Genomic DNA, 17,933 nt, shown 5'->3' with positions numbered 1-17,933 from the left:
GGAACAGCGCGACACCGTAATGTGAAATACCGATCTGATTTTGTGGGGTTCACGTTGGTCATGCGTAACAGTCCTCTGCCGAGGATGAGCCGGCGCGGTCGCGTGACCGTCGGCGTCCTCGTCGGGGTCTTCCTTCTCTTCACGCTGCTCGGCTGGGGCATCGACGCGTACACCGACTACCTGTGGTTCGACGAGGTCGACTTCACGGGTGTGTTCACCGGCGTACTGGTGACCCGGCTGCTGCTCTTCCTCGCCGTCGGGCTCGCGATGGCGCTGGTGATCGCAGCCAACCTCTATCTGGCCTACCGGCTGCGGCCGCTGCTGCGGCCGCACTCCGCCGAACAGGCCACGCTCGAGCGCTACCGGATGATCATCCAGCCGCGCCTCGGCACCTGGATCACGATCATCGCGGTCGTCATCGGCTTCTTCGCCGGGCTCTCCGCGCAGAGCCGCTGGAAGGACTGGATGCTGTTCCAGAACTCCCAGCCCTTCGGCGTCAAGGACCCGCAGTTCAACGTGGACGTCGGCTTCTACGTCTTCGACTACCCGCTCTGGCGCTACCTGCTGGGCGTCGGCTTCACCACGATCGTGCTGTCGGTGCTGGGCGCGCTGGCCGTGCACTACATCTTCGGCGGCGTGCGCCTGCAGGGCGTCGGCGACCGGATGACCTCGGCCGCCCGGGCCCACCTGACCACCCTGGTGGCGTTCTTCGTGCTGCTCAAGGCGGTCGCCTACATCCTGGACCGGCGGGCGCTGCTGCTCGAGCAGCACGTCTCCCCGGGCCTCTACGGCGCCGGCTACACCGACGTCAACGCGCTGCTGCCGGCCAAGGAGATCCTCGCCTACATCTCCATCGTCGTGGCGATCGCGATCATCGTGTTCTCCAACGCGGTGATGCGGAACCTCGTCTGGCCCGGCGTCTCGCTGGCCCTGCTGGCCATCTCCGCGGTCGCGATCGGCGGCATCTACCCGCTCGCGGTGCAGAACTTCCAGGTCCAGCCGAGCCTGGCCGACAAGGAGGCGCCGTACATCGCCCGGTCGATCGAGGCCACCAGGGCGGCGTTCGGGCTCTCCGGCACGGAGATCCGGCCGTACGCGGCCAGCACCACGGTGCCGCCCGGGACGCTGGCGTCCGACACCAGCGCGCAGAACGTGCGGTTGATAGACCCGCAGCTGGTCTCCGAGGCGTACACCCAGCAGCAGCAGGTCCGCGGCTTCTACGACTTCGGCCCCAAGCTCGACGTGGACCGCTACACGCTGGCCAACGACAAGCCGCAGGACTACGTGGTCGGCGTCCGCGAGATCAACGACAACGCGCTGACCACCCAGCAGCAGAACTGGCTGAACCGGCACACGGTCTTCACCCACGGGTACGGCATGGTGGCGGCGCCGGCCAACCAGGTCGTCTGCGGCGGCCTGCCGTACTTCGTCTCCGGCTTCCTCGGCGACGACCAGCAGCCCGGCTGCGCCTCCGACAAGGAGGAGATCAAGGTCGACCAGCCCCGGGTGTACTTCGGCGAGCAGTCCACCGAGTACGCCATCGTCGGGCAGGTCGACGCGAACAAGAAGACCGAGTTCGACCGCCCGCAGCCCAACGACAACAACGCCGAGGAGCGCTACACCTACGAGGGCACCGGCGGCGTGCCGATCGGCTCGTTCATGCGCCGGCTGGTCTTCGCGATCAAGAACACCGAGAGCAACTTCCTGCTCTCCGACGCGGTCAACAACAAGTCCCGGCTGATGTACGTGCGGGACCCGCGCTCGCGGGTGGAGAAGGTCGCGCCGTTCCTCACCATCGACGGCGACCCGTACCCGGCCGTGGTCGACGGGCGGATCAAGTGGATCCTCGACGGGTACACGACCGCGGCGACGTACCCGTACGCGCAGCGGATCAACCTGCAGGAGGAGACGACCGACGAGCTCACCAACCGGGGCACGGTCGCGCTCGCCCGGGACAACATCAACTACATGCGCAACTCGGTCAAGGCGACCGTCGACGCGTACGACGGCACGGTCACCCTGTACGAGTTCGACGACCAGGACCCGGTCCTCAAGGCCTGGAACCAGGCGTTCGGCGGCAAGCTGATCACGCCCAAGGCGCAGACCCCGGCGTCGCTGGCCGCGCACTTCCGCTACCCGGCGGACATGTTCAAGGTGCAGCGCAACCTGCTGGCCCGGTTCCACGTCACGCAGCCCGGCGAGTACTTCAGCGGCCAGGACTTCTGGCAGGTGCCGAACGTGCCCGACGACCCGGACAGCGGCGTCAAGCAGCCGCCGTTCTACCTGAACGTGCAGCTGCCGGGCCAGGACAGCACCCGCTTCCAGCTCACTTCGGCGGTGACCCCGAACAACCGCGACAACCTGGCCGCCCTGATCTCCGGGTCGTACGTCGACAACAAGCCCCAACTGGAGATCCTGGAACTGCCGGACCAGACCGCGATCCAGGGCCCAGTGCAGGTGCACCAGCGGATGACCAACAACGCAACGGTACGGTCGGAGCTGACCCTGCTGTCCAACAGCAACCAGTCCCAGGTGCTGTTCGGCAACCTGATCTCGCTACCGGTCGGCGACGGCATGCTGTACGTGGAGCCCGTCTACGTCAAGAGCGGCCAGCAGAACGCCGTACCGCTGTTGCAGAAGGTCCTGATGTCCTACGGCGACGGCGGCACGTACGTGGTGCTGGCCAACAACCTCAAGGACGGCCTGGACAAGCTGGTCGCCCAGGGCAAGAGCAACCAGCCGACGACCAGCCCGCCGATCACCCCCGGCACCCAGCCGCCCACCCCCGGGCAGCAGCCGGCGCTGACCGGCCAGCTCGCCCAGGCGGCGGCGGCCCTGGACAAGGCCATCGCCGACGTCAAGACGGCCCAGGCCTCCGGCGACTTCGTCCGGTACGGCCAGGCCCTGCAGGCGCTGGACACGGCGATGACCAACTTCCAGAACGCGCAGAAGGCGGCCGGCGCGCCGACAACGGGCCCCTCCGTCCCGTCGTCGACGGCACCGTCCGGGGCGCCATCGGCCCCGGCGCCGACCCCGAGCGGCTGACCAGCTCAGGAGATGCGCGGCCCGCCGGGTTACCGGCGGGCCGCGCGCACGTGTGGGGCAGGTTACGGGGGGCCGTTTTGCATGCCGGGGCGGCGGCAGGCTAGGGTTGAGCTACCGACGCGGGGTGGAGCAGCTCGGTAGCTCGCTGGGCTCATAACCCAGAGGTCGCAGGTTCAAATCCTGTCCCCGCTACGAGTCTGGGAGTCCCCTATCCGCGGAGTGCGCGGATGGGGGACTCTTTCGCATTTCTGCCTGGGGGCCGAGCCCCCAGACCCCCACGGTGCGGTTGGTGCTCTCTTTGGTGGGTGGTTGCGGTTTTTGGGGCTTTGCCCCTTGCCCCCTTGGTCTGGTTCGTCTTCTGGTTTGTTTTCCGGACTCGGCTCGGTTTCTGGTCGGGCCCGCCCGGCTCGACTCTTTGGCCTGGGCTGGCCTGTCCCGCCCGGCTCGACTCGTTGGCCTGGCCTGGCCTGGCTCGGCTCGCCCGGCTAAGCAGCCTGGCCTGACCTGATCCGCCCGTTCGGCTCCGTGGTCTGAGGCGGCCTGTCTGGCTCGGCGGCCTGGCCTGGCCCAGCTCGGGCCGGCTTGGCTTATGGGCCGGCTCGGTTCGGCTTGCTGGCGCACCGGGGCTTCGTGGGCTGGGCGCATTTCTGGCCCGGGCTTTCGATCTTGTCCTGGGATGGATGCTCGATCTTGGCCGGGAGCGGGCTTCCGCCCTGGCCTTCCTGGTTCGTCGGGCCGGCCGGACGAGGTCGGCGTTGGCCTCCCGGCGTGTATCTGCCCGATCCAGGCCCGGGCCCGGGCCCGGGCTGCCGGGTTGCCGGGCTGCTGGGCCGCCGGGCTGCCGGGCCGCCGGGTCGCCGGGCCCCAAGAGTTGGGCAGAGGCCCGGAGAGGTGGGCAGAGGCCCGGCGGGCCTCGGCCGGACCGCCTGGGTTGGTGGGACTGGGGGTCGAGCCCGGCCCGGTCACTGGACAGGGCCGGGAATCCGGGTTGTGGCCGCGGCGGCCGGCCTTGGTTGTCGGGGTGGGTCAGGCCAGGGTTTTGCGGATGTGGTCCACGATTGCTGCGCGGCCGGCCTTCGCCTCCGGGACCGGCAGCAGCGGGTACACGTGGATCGCTCCCGGCTCCTCGTGGTAGGTGAGGGGGGTGCCTGCGGGTACCCGGTCCCTCAGGGCCCGGCAGTCGGGCAGGGTGATGTCTCTGGTGCCCACGAGTAGCTGGAGCGGCGGCAGGTCGTCCAGGGGGCCGTACAGGGGGCTCAGGCGGGGGTCCGTGAGGGGCACCTCGCCCGCCCAGGCGGCGGCGATCGGGTGCAGGCCCGCGCGGGTCAGCCACGGGTCCACCCGTTCCACCGCCGGGATGGCGGGGTTGGACATCGTCAGGTCCAGCCAGGGCGCGATCGCCGTCAGGCCGGCCACCGGGCGGTTCGGGTCGCCGGCGAAGGCCTGGGCGGTCAGCAGGGCCAGGCCGCCGCCCGCCGAGTCGCCGGCCAGGTAGCTGCGGCGGCCCTCCGCGGCCAGGTCGGCGATCACCTTCCGGGTCAGGTCCAGCGCCGCCAGGGCCTGGTGCTGCGGGGCCAGGCCGTAGATCGGGACGTGGACGTCGTACCCGGTCTGCTCGGCCAGGTGGGCGATCAGCGCCCAGTGTTCCTTGACGATCTCGCTGGTGTACGCCCCGCCGTGCAGGTAGACGACCGCGTGCTCGGACGGGCCGGTGGCCCGCCGGGAGCGCAGGATGTACACGTCGCGGCCGTTCACCTGGCGGTGGGCCACCGCGCAACGCTTGCGGATGCCCGGCGGCGGGGCCGAGCGGCCCTTGGCCTTGGCCAGCAGCCTGTGGCCGGCCGCCGCGGTGGCGAACCTGCGCTTGTAGGCCACGCGCACGAACGCCGCCACACCTGTCATCTGCCAACTGGACATGCCGACTCCCCGGATCACGCGGACGGGCTCATGCGAAACGGCCCGCCAGATGATCTCTGACGGGCCGTTCGGCTTCGTAGCGGGGACAGGATTTGAACCTGCGACCTCTGGGTTATGAGCCCAGCGAGCTACCGAGCTGCTCCACCCCGCGTCGGCTGTGTAACGCTAGCACGGCCCCGGCCTCAGCCTCGCTCCGGGCGTACCGAGTGCCACACGTGCTGGGCCCAGCCGAGGTCCGCCGGGTCGTCGAAGACACAGGTCAGGTGGAGCACGCTGCCCGGCACCGCGACGAAGCCGTGCAGGTTGTGCACGATGCGGCCGTCGCCCAGCGCCGGGCGCCAGAAGGCGTACCGGTAGGCCTCCCCGGTCGTCTCGGTGAGCTCGCCGTCGCGGTCGCGGGGCGCGTCCGCGGTCAGCTCGCGGACCATGTCGGCGGGCGCGGACTCCGGGGGCGTGCCAAGCGGGTCCAGGTGCACGGTGCGGGCCGGGCCGCTGAAGTACACCCGGTCCTGGTGCCGGAGCAGGGCCAGGCCGGCCGAGCGTTCCAGCGACCAGCGCTGGGTGATGCGCTGCCGGACCGGGGTCGGCAGGGCGTACGTGAGGCGGCTCAGCACGTCGTCGCGGTCCCACTCGTCGTGCAGGATCCGGTGCATCAGGGTGCCCTCGGCGGCCGTCAGGTACGGGATCGCCTCGGGGTCGCGGACCTCGGCCCCGGCCGGCGCGCCCAGCATGTCCGGCCAGGGCTGGACGGCGTTCGCCACGGTGCCGTCGAGGCGCAGGCCGGCGTACTCCGGCGTCTCCCAGATCTCGCTCGCGTGGCGCAGCTCCGCCGCCGGCACCCGCAGCCACACCGAGTACTCCAGGGTGCTGCCGCCGGTCAGGCGGACCGGCATCAGGCAGCGCACGAACGCGCCGACGCCCTCGGCCGCCTTCAGGTGCTCGTTGCCCCAGGCGGCCTCGCGGTCCTCGGCGGAGAGCGCCAGCATCGGGTCCGGCCAGGTCGAGCGGACCGCGAAGTCGACCGGGGACAGGGCGCCGCCGCAGCACGGGCAGTCGGGCAGATGATCGGGCACTCGCGCACCCTACCCAGCACGACGGCCCCCCGGGCAGGGTGCCGGAGGGCCGTCGCGGATGCCGGGTTCAGCAGTAGGTCTGGTTCTTGTTGCTGGTCCACCGGCAGGAGTCGATGGACTTGCCGGCCGGGCTGCGCAGGTACGCGGTGTCGCCGGAGTTGTTCCAGACGTAGCCGGTCCGGTTCCAGTAGCGGTGGCCGCTGTCGGGCCGGCCGTTGGTGCCCTTGCCGGTGTGCAGGTAGACGGTCTTCCCGGCGCCGAGCCGGTGATCGGTCGAGACGGTGTAGACGTGCCCGGCGGCGTCGCGGATCGTCCAGCCGCGCAGGTTGATCGTCTTGCCGGTCCGGTTGGTCAGGCGCGCGTACTCGGCGTTGAGGCTGGTGTTGCTGCCGGTGTCGGCGCCCGGCGAGTTGTAGACGATCTTGGTGAACTGCACGTCGCCGGCCTTCGGCGCGGGCGTCGCCGGGGTGCTCGGCGTGCTGGGCGTGCTCGGAGTGGTGGGCGTGCCCGGGGTGGTGGGCGTGGCGCCGCCACCGGTGCCGCTGCCGCTGCCGCTGCCGACGTCGATCGACACCGTCTCGGTGTGCCCGGCCAGCAGGTTGTTGTCCGGCTCGGCGTCGATCACCGCGCGGTACGACTTCGTCCCGGTGCCCTGGCCGGTCAGCGTGGTCGTGAAGACCGAGCCGTCGCCGACGGTCTGGCCGCCCGCCAGGTCCGTCCAGCTGCCGCCGGAGCTGCGCTGGACGTGCGCCATCAGGCCGGGCTGCGTCGGGTTGGCGGTGACCGTGACGTTCACGGTGCCGTTCGAGGCGGTCATCGTCAGCGTCGGCACGATGCCCATCGCCACCGAGATGCGGCTGGACGCGACGCCGTTGGCCACCACGTAGAAGCGGAAGCCGGAGTCCAGGTCGCGGCTCAGGGAGTAGGTGCCCGAGGCCGAGGCGGTCGTCGACACGAAGCCGCCGTTGGTGTAGTTCGGCGCCTTGTAGAAGTCGTTGAAGACGTACGCCGACTCGTAGAGCTCCACCGTCGCGCCCGCGGGGGCCGTACCGGTGATCGTGATCGGGCCGAAGCCGTTGCGGCTGGCCGGGGCCGAGATCGTCGGCGCCGCGTCGGCGGCGGCCGCGGGGGCGGCCAGGCCGAGGGCGGCGGCGCAGCCGAACGCGGCCAGGACCGCCGTCTTCCGTGCACGCATCAGCAAGTTCTCCTCATGACTGTAATGATCCACGGAGCGTAGTCACCATGACGATGCGTAGTCACCCGTACGGACGGGCGCGGTTATCACCTGGACGGATGAGCGCTGCGGCAACTCAGGTTTACTTTCAGTCAGGTGGCATGGTGACGACAGGTAACCGCCATGTCGGACTCGGCACCCGAAAGGGGCCGCGGTATACCGTCGGTGCCGTGCTATCCACCGAGCAGCTGCGCGCGGACTGCGGCCGGTGCGCCGGGCTCTGCTGCGTCGCCCCCGCCTTCGCCCGGTCGTCCGACTTCGCCATCGACAAGCCCGCGGGCCGGCCGTGCCCCAACCTGGCCGAGGACTTCCGCTGCGGCATCCACGACCGGCTCCCCGAGCGGGGCTTCCCGGGCTGCGTCGTGTTCGACTGCTTCGGCGCCGGCCAGCAGGTCACCCAGGTGACCTTCGGCGGCCGCGACTGGCGCGGCACGCCCGGCATCGCCGGGCCGATGTTCGCGGTGCTGCCGGTCATGCGCCAGCTGCACGAGCTGCTCTGGTACGTCACCGAGGCGCTCGAGCTGCCGGCGGCCCGGCGCCTGCACCCCAAGCTGCGCGCCGCGCTCGCCGAGACCACCGCCCTGACCGCCGGCACGCCGGAGGAGCTGCTGGCGCTGGACGTCGACGCGCACCGCCGGCGGGTCAACCCGCTGTTGCAGAAGGCCAGCGAGCTGGCCCGCGCCGGCGCGGGTGGGTGCGGGCCCGACCACCGCGGCGCCCAGCTCATCGGGCGCCGGCTCCGGGGCGCCGACCTACGCGGCGCGAACCTGCGCGGCGCGCTGCTGATCGGGGCGGACCTGCGCGGCGCCGACCTGCGCTCGGCCGACGTCACCGGGGCCGACCTGCGCGGGGCCGATCTCCGCGGCGCCGACCTGACCGGCGTGCTCTTCCTGACGATCACGCAACTCCGGGCCGCCGTGACGGACGCCACGACGAAGGGCCGGCCGGCCGTTCCGTCCCCCTAGGATGATGATCGCCGGCCGTCGACCGAGACATCGTGGAGCGTGTGGTCATGCAGGTGTCCGGTCTGGTCTGGGCGTTGACCCTGGTGGGGATCGCCGGCCTGGTCGTCTTCGACTTCTACTTCCACGTCCGGCGGGCGCACATCCCCACACTGCGCGAGGCGGCCGCCTGGTCCGCGGTGTACGTCGGCCTGGCCATCGCCTTCGGCCTCGGGGTGCTGATCCTCGGCGGCCGGGACATGGGCGCCGAGTACTTCGCCGGCTGGGTGACCGAGAAGGCCCTGTCCGTCGACAACCTCTTCGTGTTCCTGGTGCTGCTGAACAGCTTCAAGGTGCCGCGCGCCGACCAGCAGAAGGTGCTGCTCTTCGGCATCGTCTTCTCGCTCGTGGCCCGGACCGGGTTCATCTTCCTGGGCGCGGCGCTGATCAACTCGTTCGCCTGGGTCTTCTACCTCTTCGGGCTGATCCTGCTGATCACCGCCGGCAACCTGCTGCGCGGCGAGGACAGCGACGACCGGTCCGCGGACAACATCATCATCCGGACCGCCCGGCGCTTCCTGCGCACCGCGGACGGCTACGACGGCGACAAGCTGTTCACCGTCCAGGACGGCCGGCGCGTGCTGACCCCCATGCTGCTGGTCATGGTCGCCATCGGCGGCACCGACATCCTGTTCGCGCTGGACTCCATCCCGGCCATCTTCGGCCTCACCCAGAGCGTGTACCTGGTCTTCACGGCCACCGCGTTCTCCCTGCTGGGCCTGCGCCAGCTGTACTTCCTGCTGGACGGGCTGCTGGACCGGCTCATCTACCTCTCGTACGGCCTGGCGGCGATCCTGGCCTTCATCGGCGTGAAGCTGATCCTGCACGCCCTGCACGAGAACAACGTGCCGTTCATCAACGGCGGCGCGCCCGTCGACGTGGTCGAGATCAGCACCGGGATCTCCCTGGTCTTCATCATCGGCGTGCTGGCCGTCACCGTCGTCGCGTCGCTGCTCAGCCCCAAGGGACGCGCGCAGACCTACGTCGCCGCGGCCCGCCGGCACGCCAACGCGTTCCTCGACGTCGAGACCGACCCGCGCTACTGCGACGAGATCTACCATCGGCTGCTCGCCGAGGAGACGCACCTCAGGAGCCTGCCGGAGAAGTACCGGGCCCGGATCCGCCGGCAGGACGAGCTGATGGAGCTGCTCCGGCGGGCCCACCGCGTGCACGAGGAGCGGGTCGCCGCCGGTGCCTGCTTCACCGTGGGGGTCTGACCGGCCCGGGCGGCTCTCGCGCTAGCGGTTGCGGTTGCCCCGGGAGGTCGAGCCGATCTCGGGCGCGTCCCGGCGGGTCCCGGCCTTGCCCTTGGCCGAGTTGGCCGTGAAGCGGGCGGCGGCCCGGCGGACGTTGGCGGCCCGGGCGGTGAGGTCGGTGGTCGGGTCGTCGGACAGGTCGGTCTCCGGCGTGGTCGGCTCCCAGGCGGCCGGCTCCTGCGTGGTTGGCTCCCACGCGGCCGGCTCCGGCGTGGTTGGCTCCCAACCGGCCGGCTCCGGCGCGAGCGGCTGCCAGGCCGTCGGCTCGACCTCAGGCTGCTCCCATCCGGCCTGCTCGTCTGCGACCTGCTCCCATCCGGCCCGCTCGTCCGCGGCGGAGACCAGGCTGGCGATCCGGGCGGCGAGGTCCGCCGCGCGGGATGCCACGTCCGGCTGGCTGAGAAGTGCCGCCCGCTCGGCCGCGGCGGCCTGCAGCGCGCGGACCTGGTCGGCGGCCAGTCCCGGCCGGTAATGGGGCAGGCGCGCGGCGCCGGTCGTCAGGGGGTCGCCGGCCGTGGCCGAGCCCACGGCCGCGGTGCCGGCGGCCGTCGCCTGGCCCACGGAGGCGGTGCCGGCGGCGGCCGGGGCTACCGGGGCGGTGCCGGCGGCCGGGCCTGCCGGGGCGGTGCCGGCGGGCGGGGCTACGGCGGCGGGCGGGGCTACGGCGGCGAAGCCGGCGGCCGGATGCGGCTCGTGGTGGTCCGGCCGGAGCGCGTCGAGGCGGGAGCCGAGGGACTGCGGCAGCTCGGGGTGCAGGCTGGCGAGCAGCAGGCTTTCGTGCCCCGGATCGTCCGTCGCCGCGCCGGCCGGCGACGACACCGGTGGCTCGGCGGCCGGCCCGGTCCCGGGCGGCAGGATGGCGATCTCCAGGTCGGCCGGCGGGGGATCGGCCGGGCGGTGCACCGACAGGGCGCCCAGCAGCGTCACCGTCTGACCCTCGCCGCCCTGGTAGTTGCTGAACTCGGGGCCGATCAGCAGCCGGGACAGCATCCGGGCCTGCGGCGTCGACAGGCCGAGCTTGTCCGCGTGGTCGACCCGGAAGCGGGCGATCGCGTGCCGCATCAGGTTGGCCAGCCGGTCCGCGTCCGCGACCGTGCCCAGGTCGCCGCCCGCGAAGACCAGCGCCGGGAACGAGCCGTCGGAGGCGGCGCACACGAGCTGGATCTGCGCCGCGGCGGCCGCGCGGCCCGCCGTCCGGGCGCCGGGCTGCACCCGCAGGTGCTGCGGCCAGAGCCAGCGCAGCTCGCCCGAGGTCACCTCGAGGTCGTCCGGGGAGTCCGAGCGGGTGTACGCGTACAGCACGCGCTGGTCGGTGACGAGCACCTCGGTGGTCTCGGGCAGCGCCCAGCGCGGCAGCGACGCCGCCTGGTCGAAGGCGTACTCGGCGACGGCGCAGCGACCCTGCCACAGGCGGCGCTCACCGCCCTGCAGGGGGCCGAAGACGTCGAGGTGGTCGGCGGGGAGCGCGGCGGCCGAGAGAAAATGCGAATCCGGCATTCTCCGATTAGATCGACAGAGCGGGGGTCCGACAAGCCGGGGGGAGGTGAATTCGCCTCATCACCCAACGACGGCACCCCCGGCCGGGAGCCGCTGAACCTTCGGCCCACACCGGCCGTACTGCCGTCTAGGGTCGCGCGCTGAACAGCCCCTCCGGCGGCGCCGGGGAGGCAAGGGCGTCGATGTCCGTGGCCGGCGCCCGGCCCCCGGTGAATCGATCGAGGTCGGTCTCCACCCGGCCCGGGAACCAGTCCCCGGCCGCGCGCCGGCTCAGCCCGGCGACCGGCGGCGGGGTCCGGCCGGCGAGCACCACGAGGTTGCCGAAGCGCCGGCCCCGCAGCACCGCGGCGTCCGCGACCAGGCAGGCCCGCGGCAGGGCGGCCCGGATGGTGGCCACCTGGGTCCGCGCGTAGTGCAGCGGCGGTCCGTCCGCCACGTTCGCGATCAGCCAGCCGTCCGGCGCCAGCACCCGGGCCGCCTCCCGCATGAACTCCACCGACGCCAGGTGCGCCGGGGTGCGCGCACCCGCGAACACGTCCACGACGACCAGGTCGTACCCGCCGTCGCGCATGCCGGTGACCGCCTCGCGGGCATCGCCGACCCGGACCCGCAGCTTGGCCCGGGGGTCCCAGGGCAGCGCCCGGCGCACCAGCTCGACCAGCGGCCCGTCGATCTCCACCACCCGCTGCGGCGAGCCCGGCCGGGTGGCCGCCACGTAGCGGGGCAGCGTCAGCGCGCCGCCGCCCAGGTGCAGGGCGCGCAGCGGCGCACCGGCCGGCGCGATCAGGTCGATGGCGGCGGCCATCCGCCGGATGTACTCGAACTCCAGGTGCGTGGGGTCGGCCAGGTCGACGTGCGACTGCGGGGCGCCGTCCAGCAGCAGCGTCCAGCCCGACGCCCGGTCCGGGTCCGCGACCAGCTCGGCGACGCCCGAGCCGACGGTCTCGACCCGCCGCTCGTCCCGCCTGCGCTGCGCCACCGCAGCAGTATGTCGGTTGCGATCCGGGAGCACGGCGGCGGGAAGCCTGACCGATCGGGGCGGCCGGCCGACGTCGAGGTTGTGACGGCGCCCGCGGACTTCCTCCCCAGCGACCCGTTGCTGCACCTGCTGCGCCGCGCGACGTACGGCCCGACCACCGCCGCCATCGCCGAGATCCGCCACCTCGGCGCCGCCGCCTGGCTGGAGCGGCAGCTCCGGCCGGCGGCGATCGCCGACCCGGTCGCCGACGACCTGATCGCCCGGCTGCCGCTGAGCCGGCTCACCATCGACGGGGTCCGCGCCAAGGTCCGCAGCGGCGCCCTGGAGATGTACGGCTGGCACACCATGTACGAGCTGGGCTGCGCCACGATCGCCCGGGCGGTCTGGAGCGAGCGGCAGCTGCTGGAGGTGATGGTCGACTTCTGGTCCAACCACCTCAACGTCACCAACCCCGCCGGCGACGTCTGGGACAGCCGGCAGGACTACGACCGGACGGTGATCCGGCCGCACGCGCTGGGCCGCTTCGCCGACCTGCTCAAGGCCTCCGCCCGGCACCCGGCCATGCTGACGTACCTGGACAACCGCTTCTCCACCAAGTACGCGCCGAACGAGAACTACGGCCGCGAGCTGCTCGAACTGCACACCGTCGGGCTGGGCTACACCGAGTCCGACGTCAGGAACGCCGCCCGGCTGTTCACCGGCATGACGGTCAGCTGGGACACCGGGCGCTACCGCTACGAGGCCGGCCGGCACGCGACCGGCGCGGTCCGGGTGCTCGGCTTCCGGCACGCCAACAAGTACGCCTCCGGCGGGCAGACCGCCGCCATGGCCCTGCTCGACCACCTGGCCCTGCACCCGGCGACCGCCCGGCGCATCGCCACCAAGCTGTGCGTGCGCTTCGTCGCCGACAACCCGCCCGCCGCCCTGGTGAACCGGCTGGCCAAGGTCTACCTGGACCACCGGACCGCGATCGCCCCGGTGCTGCGCGCGCTCTTCGGCTCGGCCGAGTTCGCCGCGGCGGCCGGCGCGAAGACCCGCACCCCGTACGAGGACATCGTCGCGACGGTGCGCACGCTGGGCTACGCGCCGGAGAAGTCCGGCACCCGGTCGCTCAAGGCCCTCTACTGGATCACCGAGTCGGCCGGGCAGGCGCCGATGGCCTGGGCGCCCCCGAACGGCTACCCCGACGTGGCCGGCGCCTGGGCGTCGCCGTCGGGACAGGTCGTCCGGTGGAACGCGCACCTGAACATCGCCGCCGGGTGGTGGCCGGACACGCTGCGCCGGCCGGAGTCGCTGGTGCCGGCGTTCGTGGGCCCCACCCCCGCCACCTACGGGGCGCTGATCGACGCGACCGCGGGCCGGCTGGTGGGCCGTACCCTCGCGCCGGCGCACACCGAGGCCATCGCCGCGTTCTACGGCAAGACCCGCGCCTCGGCCCTGAAGCCGGGCGACGCCGCCGTCGGCTGGATGTTCCCGCACCTGATCGCCCTGATCCTCAACTCCCCCTACTTCGCGCTGAGGTGACCGTGTCCGTACTCGAGGCCTGTGGCTGCGCCCCGGTCGCCCGCCGCAAACTGCTCGCGGCCGGCGCCGCCGGGGTCTTCGCCGGGCTGGTCGGCGACCAGCTCGCCACCCAGCTGGCCTTCGCCGCCGACGCCTCGTACGCCGGTGACGTGCTGGTGCTGCTGTCGTTGCGCGGCGGCTTCGACGGCCTGTCGGCGGTGGTGCCCGCGGGCGACCGCGCGTACTACGCCGCGCGGCCGGGCATTGCCGTGCCGAGGTCCCGGCTCATCGGCGGCGGCTCGTACTTCGGGCTGAACCCGGCGCTGGCGCCGCTGCTGCCGTACTGGAAGGCCGGCACGCTGGGCGCGGTCCACGCCGTCGGGCAGCCGGCGCCGAACCGCTCGCACTTCTCGGCGATGGAGGAGCTGGAGCGGGCCGCGCCCGGCACCACGCTGCGCACCGGATGGCTGGACCGGATGATGGGCCGGCTCGGCGCGGACACCCCGTTCGGCGCGGTGTCGGTGGGCGGCGCGATGCCCGCGCGGGTGCTCGCCGGCCCGGCGCCGAACCTCGGCCTCGCCTCGGTCGACGACTTCGTGCTGTCCGGCGAGGACCCGAAGCGCCCGATGGCCGCCACCATGGCCGCCCTGTACTCCGACGCCCCGGCGGCGCTGGCGCAGACCACCGCGATGACGACCGGGGCGCTGGCCACCACGGCCCGGCTCAAGGCGGCCGGGTACCAGCCGGCGAACGGGGCCGCGTACCCGGACACCGAGCTTGGCAAGGCGCTGCGTGACGTGGCCCGGCTGATCAAGGCGGAGGTCGGCCTGCTGAGCGCCACCGTCGACTCCGGCGACTGGGACATGCACGAGAACCTCGGCCCGGCGGCCCCCGGCAAGCGGATGTACGACCACCTGGCCGCGCTGGCCCGGGCGCTGGCGGCGTTCGCCCAGGACCTCGGGCCGGCCGGGCTGGGCCGGGTCACGCTGGTCACGATCAGCGAGTTCGGCCGGCGGGTGGGCCAGAACGGCTCGGGCGGGCTCGACCACGGCTACGGCAACGCGATGTTCGTGCTCGGCGGGGGCGTCCGCGGCGGCCGGGTGCACGGCCGCTGGCCCGGCCTGGCCGCCGCCCGCCTGGTGGACGGCGACCTGGCCGTGACGACCGACTACCGCGCGGTCATCGGGGAGATCCTGCGGGCCCGGTGCGGGGTCGGCGACGTGTCGAGCGTCTTCCCCGGCGTCAAGCCGAGCCGGCTCGGGCTGGTCGCGGCCCGCTGAGCCGCCCGCTGAGCGGCCCGGTCAGCGGACGCCGAGTGGCGCGACGAACTCGATGCCCAGCAGTTCCGCCCAGAGTTCGCCGTCCGGTCCGACCAGCGCGGCGTCGCAGCGGGCGCCGCGGTCGTCGCGCCGGCCGTCGGCCACGATGCACAGCGCCGGGCCGGGCAGCCGGCCCCAGCGGTGGATGCGGCACTCGGCCACGCCCAGGGGCAGCACCGGACGGTGCTCGTCCATCGCCCAGACGCCGCTGAGCTGCAGCGCGCCGTCCAGCGCGGCCAGGTCCACCGGCAGGTCGTCGTCCGGCCAGCCCATCGCCCGGGCGCCGAGCACCGTGCCGACCACGCCCTCGGGGCCGATCTCGCCGAGCGAGCGCACCACGTGCAGCCGCGGCCCGTGGAACAGCGGCCGGCCCGCGTAGACCGAGCTGCCCGGGAAGCGGGCCGGGTCGCCGGCGGGCCGCCAGTCCCGGTCCGGTCCGGGCGCGCCGAACCCGGCCCGGAAGCACGGCTCGCCCGCGTCGTTGCTCAGCCAAACCTCGCGGCCGAACACCGTGACGCCGATGGTCTGCGGGTGCTCGGTGGCCACCGAGCGCAGCACCCGGACGCCGGTCAGCACGGCGTCCTGCTCGCGGACCCGGGCGGCGGCGGCCATCCAGCCCAGGCCGGCCGCCAGCGGCAGGATCGCCACGTCCTGCGGCCGGTGGTCGGCGAGCCACGGGTGGGTCCCGGCGTCGACGGCGACGCTGGCCGGCTGGGCCCGGTCCGGGACCGTGGACCGCGGGGTCAGCACGACGTGGGCCGGCCCGTCGACGGCCAGCTCGGCGACGAACGCCGCGGCCCGGGCGTGCACCGGCACGGCCCCGGCGTCGCCGCGCCCGGCGTCACCGGACAGCGCCGGGGCGGCGCCGTCGGCCGGGTCCCAGGCCAGCGAGCGGACCAGGCAGCCGGGCCGGCGGCGCTGCTCGGCCTCGGCGATCCGGTCCAGGGTGGCGCCGATCAGCGCCTGGGCGCCCTGGGCGAGGTCGCCGGACCAGCCGGTCACCGAGGAGAACAGCAGCAGGGTGTCGAGCGGGTCCTGCGCCGTCGCCGCCAGCAACGCGGGCAACCCGGCCAGGTGGGTGCCCAGCGCCCGGTCGGCGTCGGCGGCCGACTTCTCCCCGGGGCGCCGGTCCGCGACGACCTCGGCGCAGTGCAGCACCCCGGTGATCGGGCCCCACTCCGCCCGGACCCGGTCGAGCTCGGCGGTGAGGCGGTCGGCGTCCCGGTCGTCGGCGTGCACGTACCGGGCCTCGGCGCCGGCGGCCTCGCAGGCCGCCATGGTCTGCCGGATCTCCCGGGCGGCCAGCACCGCGCGGGCCCGCAGCCGCATCCCGGCCAGCCCGTCCGGGCCGCCGGTGCCCGCGGCGAACTTGCGCATCAGCGAGACCTCGTCGGCCGCCCCGGCCAGGTGCTCCGGCTCGGCGCCCAGCGGCGTACGGCCGAGCAGCACCAGCCGGCACTGCGTGGCGCGGGCCAGCTCGACCAGGGCCACGCCGCAGAAGCCGTGCGCCTCGCCGGACGCGACGATCACCGAGTCCGGCCCGATGAGCCGCTCGCGGGGCGAGCCGCTGCCGGCCGAGACCAGCCGGCCCACCGACCGGGTGCCGTCCGCCGCGACCCGGACCCGCTGCGCGCCGGCGCCCCGGGTGAGCTCGTCGGCGATCAACACCGCCACGGCGGCGGGGTCGCGGTCGCCGCGCTCGCACTCGATGGCGATGGCCGACGCCGACGGCCGCTCCCGGCCGACCGCGCCGACCAGCCCGACCAGGCCGCCGAGCCAGGCGCCGGTGCGGCCGCTCACGGTGTCCGCGACGGTCACGAAGATCCCGCGGTCCTTGCCGTTGCGGGCCAGCCACAGGGCGGTCAGCTGGGCCTCGATCGCCTCGTCGGTGGAGGCGGGCCGGGCCATGCCGCCCAGGAAGATGACGCCGCCCAGGCCCGGGTGGGTGGCCACCTCGGCGGCCAGGCCGCGCGCGGTGAGCTCGGCGGCCACCGCGGCGCCGAGGCCGCTGCCGCCGTCGACGACGTGGACCGGGCCGGCGTGCAGCCCGGGCGGGGCGAGACCACCGAGCGGGGTCTGCGCCCAGGACATGGTCAGCCGGACCACGTCGACGTCCGCGGATCCGTCCGGCGGGGCGGTGGCGGGGTGGGGCGGCTCGGGGTCGGTGCCCGGGTGCGCCAGGCCGGCGGGGTCGGTGGGGGTCGTCGGGGTGTCGGTCGCGGTGGGCGGGCGATCGGCCGGGGTCTCCGGATGGTCCGCGACCGGCTCGGCGAGGGTGATCGTCTCGGAGTCAGCGGCGACGGCGGTTGCCTCAGCCGGCGTGGCGGGCTCGGTGGCCGCCGCGATGCCGGTGGCGTCGGTTGTTGCGGTGGAGTCGGTTGTTGCGGTGGAGTCGGTTGCGGTTGCGGTGGCGTCGCCGACTGCGGGCTCGACGGCCGCGCCGTGCCGGTCGGGCTGGGCCGGGACGGCGGCCGGATTCGTCACCGGTCCCGGCGAGCCGGTCCGGTTCTCCGGGACCGCGGGCGGGACGGCCCCGGCCCGGCGCTCGCCGCCGGCAGCGGGTGGCAGCACCCCGGCCCGGCCCTCCGGCACGAGCGGTTCGGCCCGGCGTTCCGTGCCGGTGGCGGGCGGCAGTGCCCCGGCCCGGCCCTCGGGGAGGTGCGGTTCGGCGCGGCGTTCCGTCCCGGTGCCGGGCCATACGCGGCGGTTGGCGCCCGGCGCCGGCTCGGACCACCGACCGGCCGCGGCGTTGGCCGGAGCGGGCGGCCGCTGGACGGAGGACGGGTGGGCGGAGGGCGAGTGGGCGGACTCACTCGGGCCGGCCGGCTGGCCGGGCCGGCCGGGCTGGGCGGTGTGGCCGGGCTGGGCGGAGCGGGCCGGCTCGGCCGGGCGGCCGGTGAGGGCCTCGATGACTCGCAGGTACTCCAGGTGCGCCTCGGTCATCAGCCGCTGGAAGGTCGCGTGCGCTTCCGCGCTGTGCCGCGCCAGCTCCAGCGTCTCCCAGCCGGGAGCCTCGGCGGGCGGCGCCGGCGCCGCGGGGCCGGGCGGGGCGGACCGGGGGACGTGCGGGGTAGGGGGCACGGGAACTCTCCTCGAATAGTACGGGTGA

Annotated in this window: 10 protein-coding genes, 2 tRNA genes and 1 pseudogene; 6 read left to right on the top strand and 7 right to left on the bottom strand. The window is 73.9% G+C overall.

Going from position 1 to position 17,933, the window contains the following annotated elements; all coding sequences use genetic code 11:
- Positions 1–84 precede the first annotated feature (84 nt).
- Entirely contained in the window at positions 85–3,045 is a 2,961-nt protein-coding gene (locus Ani05nite_RS17285) for a UPF0182 family membrane protein (RefSeq protein ID WP_239130115.1), read from the top strand.
- 118 nt (positions 3,046–3,163) lie between these two features.
- A tRNA-Met gene (locus Ani05nite_RS17280) sits at positions 3,164–3,237 on the top strand.
- Positions 3,238–4,071: 834 nt separating this feature from the next.
- Here the strand turns inward: Ani05nite_RS17280 and Ani05nite_RS17275 are convergent.
- The 4 genes from Ani05nite_RS17275 to Ani05nite_RS41145 form a co-directional block, all read right to left on the bottom strand.
- Positions 4,072–4,962: an alpha/beta hydrolase fold domain-containing protein gene (locus Ani05nite_RS17275; protein ID WP_203769478.1), complete on the bottom strand. Its 891-nt coding sequence runs from the start codon at positions 4,960–4,962 to the stop codon at positions 4,072–4,074.
- 77 nt (positions 4,963–5,039) lie between these two features.
- Positions 5,040–5,113 (bottom strand) — tRNA-Met (locus tag Ani05nite_RS17270).
- Between the two features lie 31 nt (positions 5,114–5,144).
- A complete protein-coding gene (locus tag Ani05nite_RS17265) occupies positions 5,145–6,035 on the bottom strand; it encodes a DUF2199 domain-containing protein (RefSeq protein ID WP_203769476.1) in 891 nt (296 codons plus the stop codon).
- 67 nt (positions 6,036–6,102) lie between these two features.
- Complete coding sequence (locus Ani05nite_RS41145; RefSeq protein ID WP_239130099.1) at positions 6,103–7,230, bottom strand: lamin tail domain-containing protein; 1,128 nt, start codon at positions 7,228–7,230, stop codon at positions 6,103–6,105.
- A gap of 209 nt (positions 7,231–7,439) precedes the next feature.
- Between Ani05nite_RS41145 and Ani05nite_RS17255 the strand changes: the two genes are divergently transcribed.
- Together Ani05nite_RS17255 and Ani05nite_RS17250 are read left to right on the top strand one after the other, a co-directional pair.
- Positions 7,440–8,234, top strand: a complete 795-nt coding sequence (locus Ani05nite_RS17255; RefSeq protein ID WP_239130097.1) for a pentapeptide repeat-containing protein — start codon at positions 7,440–7,442, stop codon at positions 8,232–8,234.
- Between the two features lie 47 nt (positions 8,235–8,281).
- A pseudogene (locus Ani05nite_RS17250) lies at positions 8,282–9,262 on the top strand (TerC family protein); the annotation flags it as partial.
- A 246-nt stretch (positions 9,263–9,508) separates the two neighbouring features.
- On the opposite strand, the gene Ani05nite_RS41140 reads toward Ani05nite_RS17250, so the two are convergent.
- Both Ani05nite_RS41140 and Ani05nite_RS17240 read right to left on the bottom strand, forming a co-directional pair.
- On the bottom strand, positions 9,509–11,023 hold the full coding sequence (locus Ani05nite_RS41140) for a hypothetical protein (protein WP_239130092.1): 1,515 nt from the start codon (positions 11,021–11,023) through the stop codon (positions 9,509–9,511).
- Positions 11,024–11,150: 127 nt separating this feature from the next.
- The gene (locus tag Ani05nite_RS17240) at positions 11,151–12,002 is read right to left on the bottom strand and encodes a spermidine synthase (RefSeq protein WP_203769472.1); all 852 of its coding nucleotides are present in this window, start codon (positions 12,000–12,002) and stop codon (positions 11,151–11,153) included.
- A gap of 81 nt (positions 12,003–12,083) precedes the next feature.
- Between Ani05nite_RS17240 and Ani05nite_RS17235 the strand changes: the two genes are divergently transcribed.
- A complete protein-coding gene (locus Ani05nite_RS17235; RefSeq protein WP_239130090.1) occupies positions 12,084–13,526 on the top strand; it encodes a DUF1800 domain-containing protein in 1,443 nt (480 codons plus the stop codon).
- Positions 13,527–13,528: 2 nt separating this feature from the next.
- Positions 13,529–14,785 (top strand): DUF1501 domain-containing protein, encoded by a 1,257-nt coding sequence (locus Ani05nite_RS17230; protein ID WP_203769468.1) that lies wholly within the window; start codon positions 13,529–13,531, stop codon positions 14,783–14,785.
- A 21-nt stretch (positions 14,786–14,806) separates the two neighbouring features.
- On the opposite strand, the gene Ani05nite_RS41880 is transcribed toward Ani05nite_RS17230, so the two are convergent.
- Complete coding sequence (locus Ani05nite_RS41880) at positions 14,807–17,905, bottom strand: KR domain-containing protein (protein ID WP_203769467.1); 3,099 nt, start codon at positions 17,903–17,905, stop codon at positions 14,807–14,809.
- Positions 17,906–17,933: the final 28 nt, after the last annotated feature.

Source organism: Actinoplanes nipponensis, assembly GCF_016862275.1.
Classification (GTDB): Bacteria; Actinomycetota; Actinomycetes; order Mycobacteriales; family Micromonosporaceae; genus Actinoplanes; species Actinoplanes nipponensis.
The sequence above is the reverse complement of the archived record's forward strand: the minus strand, read 5'-3'. Positions and strand labels throughout refer to the sequence as shown.

Bases quoted from the DNA above. Each gene is read 5' to 3' on its own strand.
- Ani05nite_RS17285 (WP_239130115.1), top strand. From the start codon at position 85: ATGAGCCGGCGCGGTCGCGTGACCGTCGGCGTCCTCGTCGGGGTCTTC.
- Ani05nite_RS41140 (WP_239130092.1), bottom strand. From the start codon at position 11,023: ATGCCGGATTCGCATTTTCTCTCGGCCGCCGCGCTCCCCGCCGACCAC.
- Ani05nite_RS17275 (WP_203769478.1), bottom strand. From the start codon at position 4,962: ATGTCCAGTTGGCAGATGACAGGTGTGGCGGCGTTCGTGCGCGTGGCC.
- Ani05nite_RS41145 (WP_239130099.1), bottom strand. From the start codon at position 7,230: ATGCGTGCACGGAAGACGGCGGTCCTGGCCGCGTTCGGCTGCGCCGCC.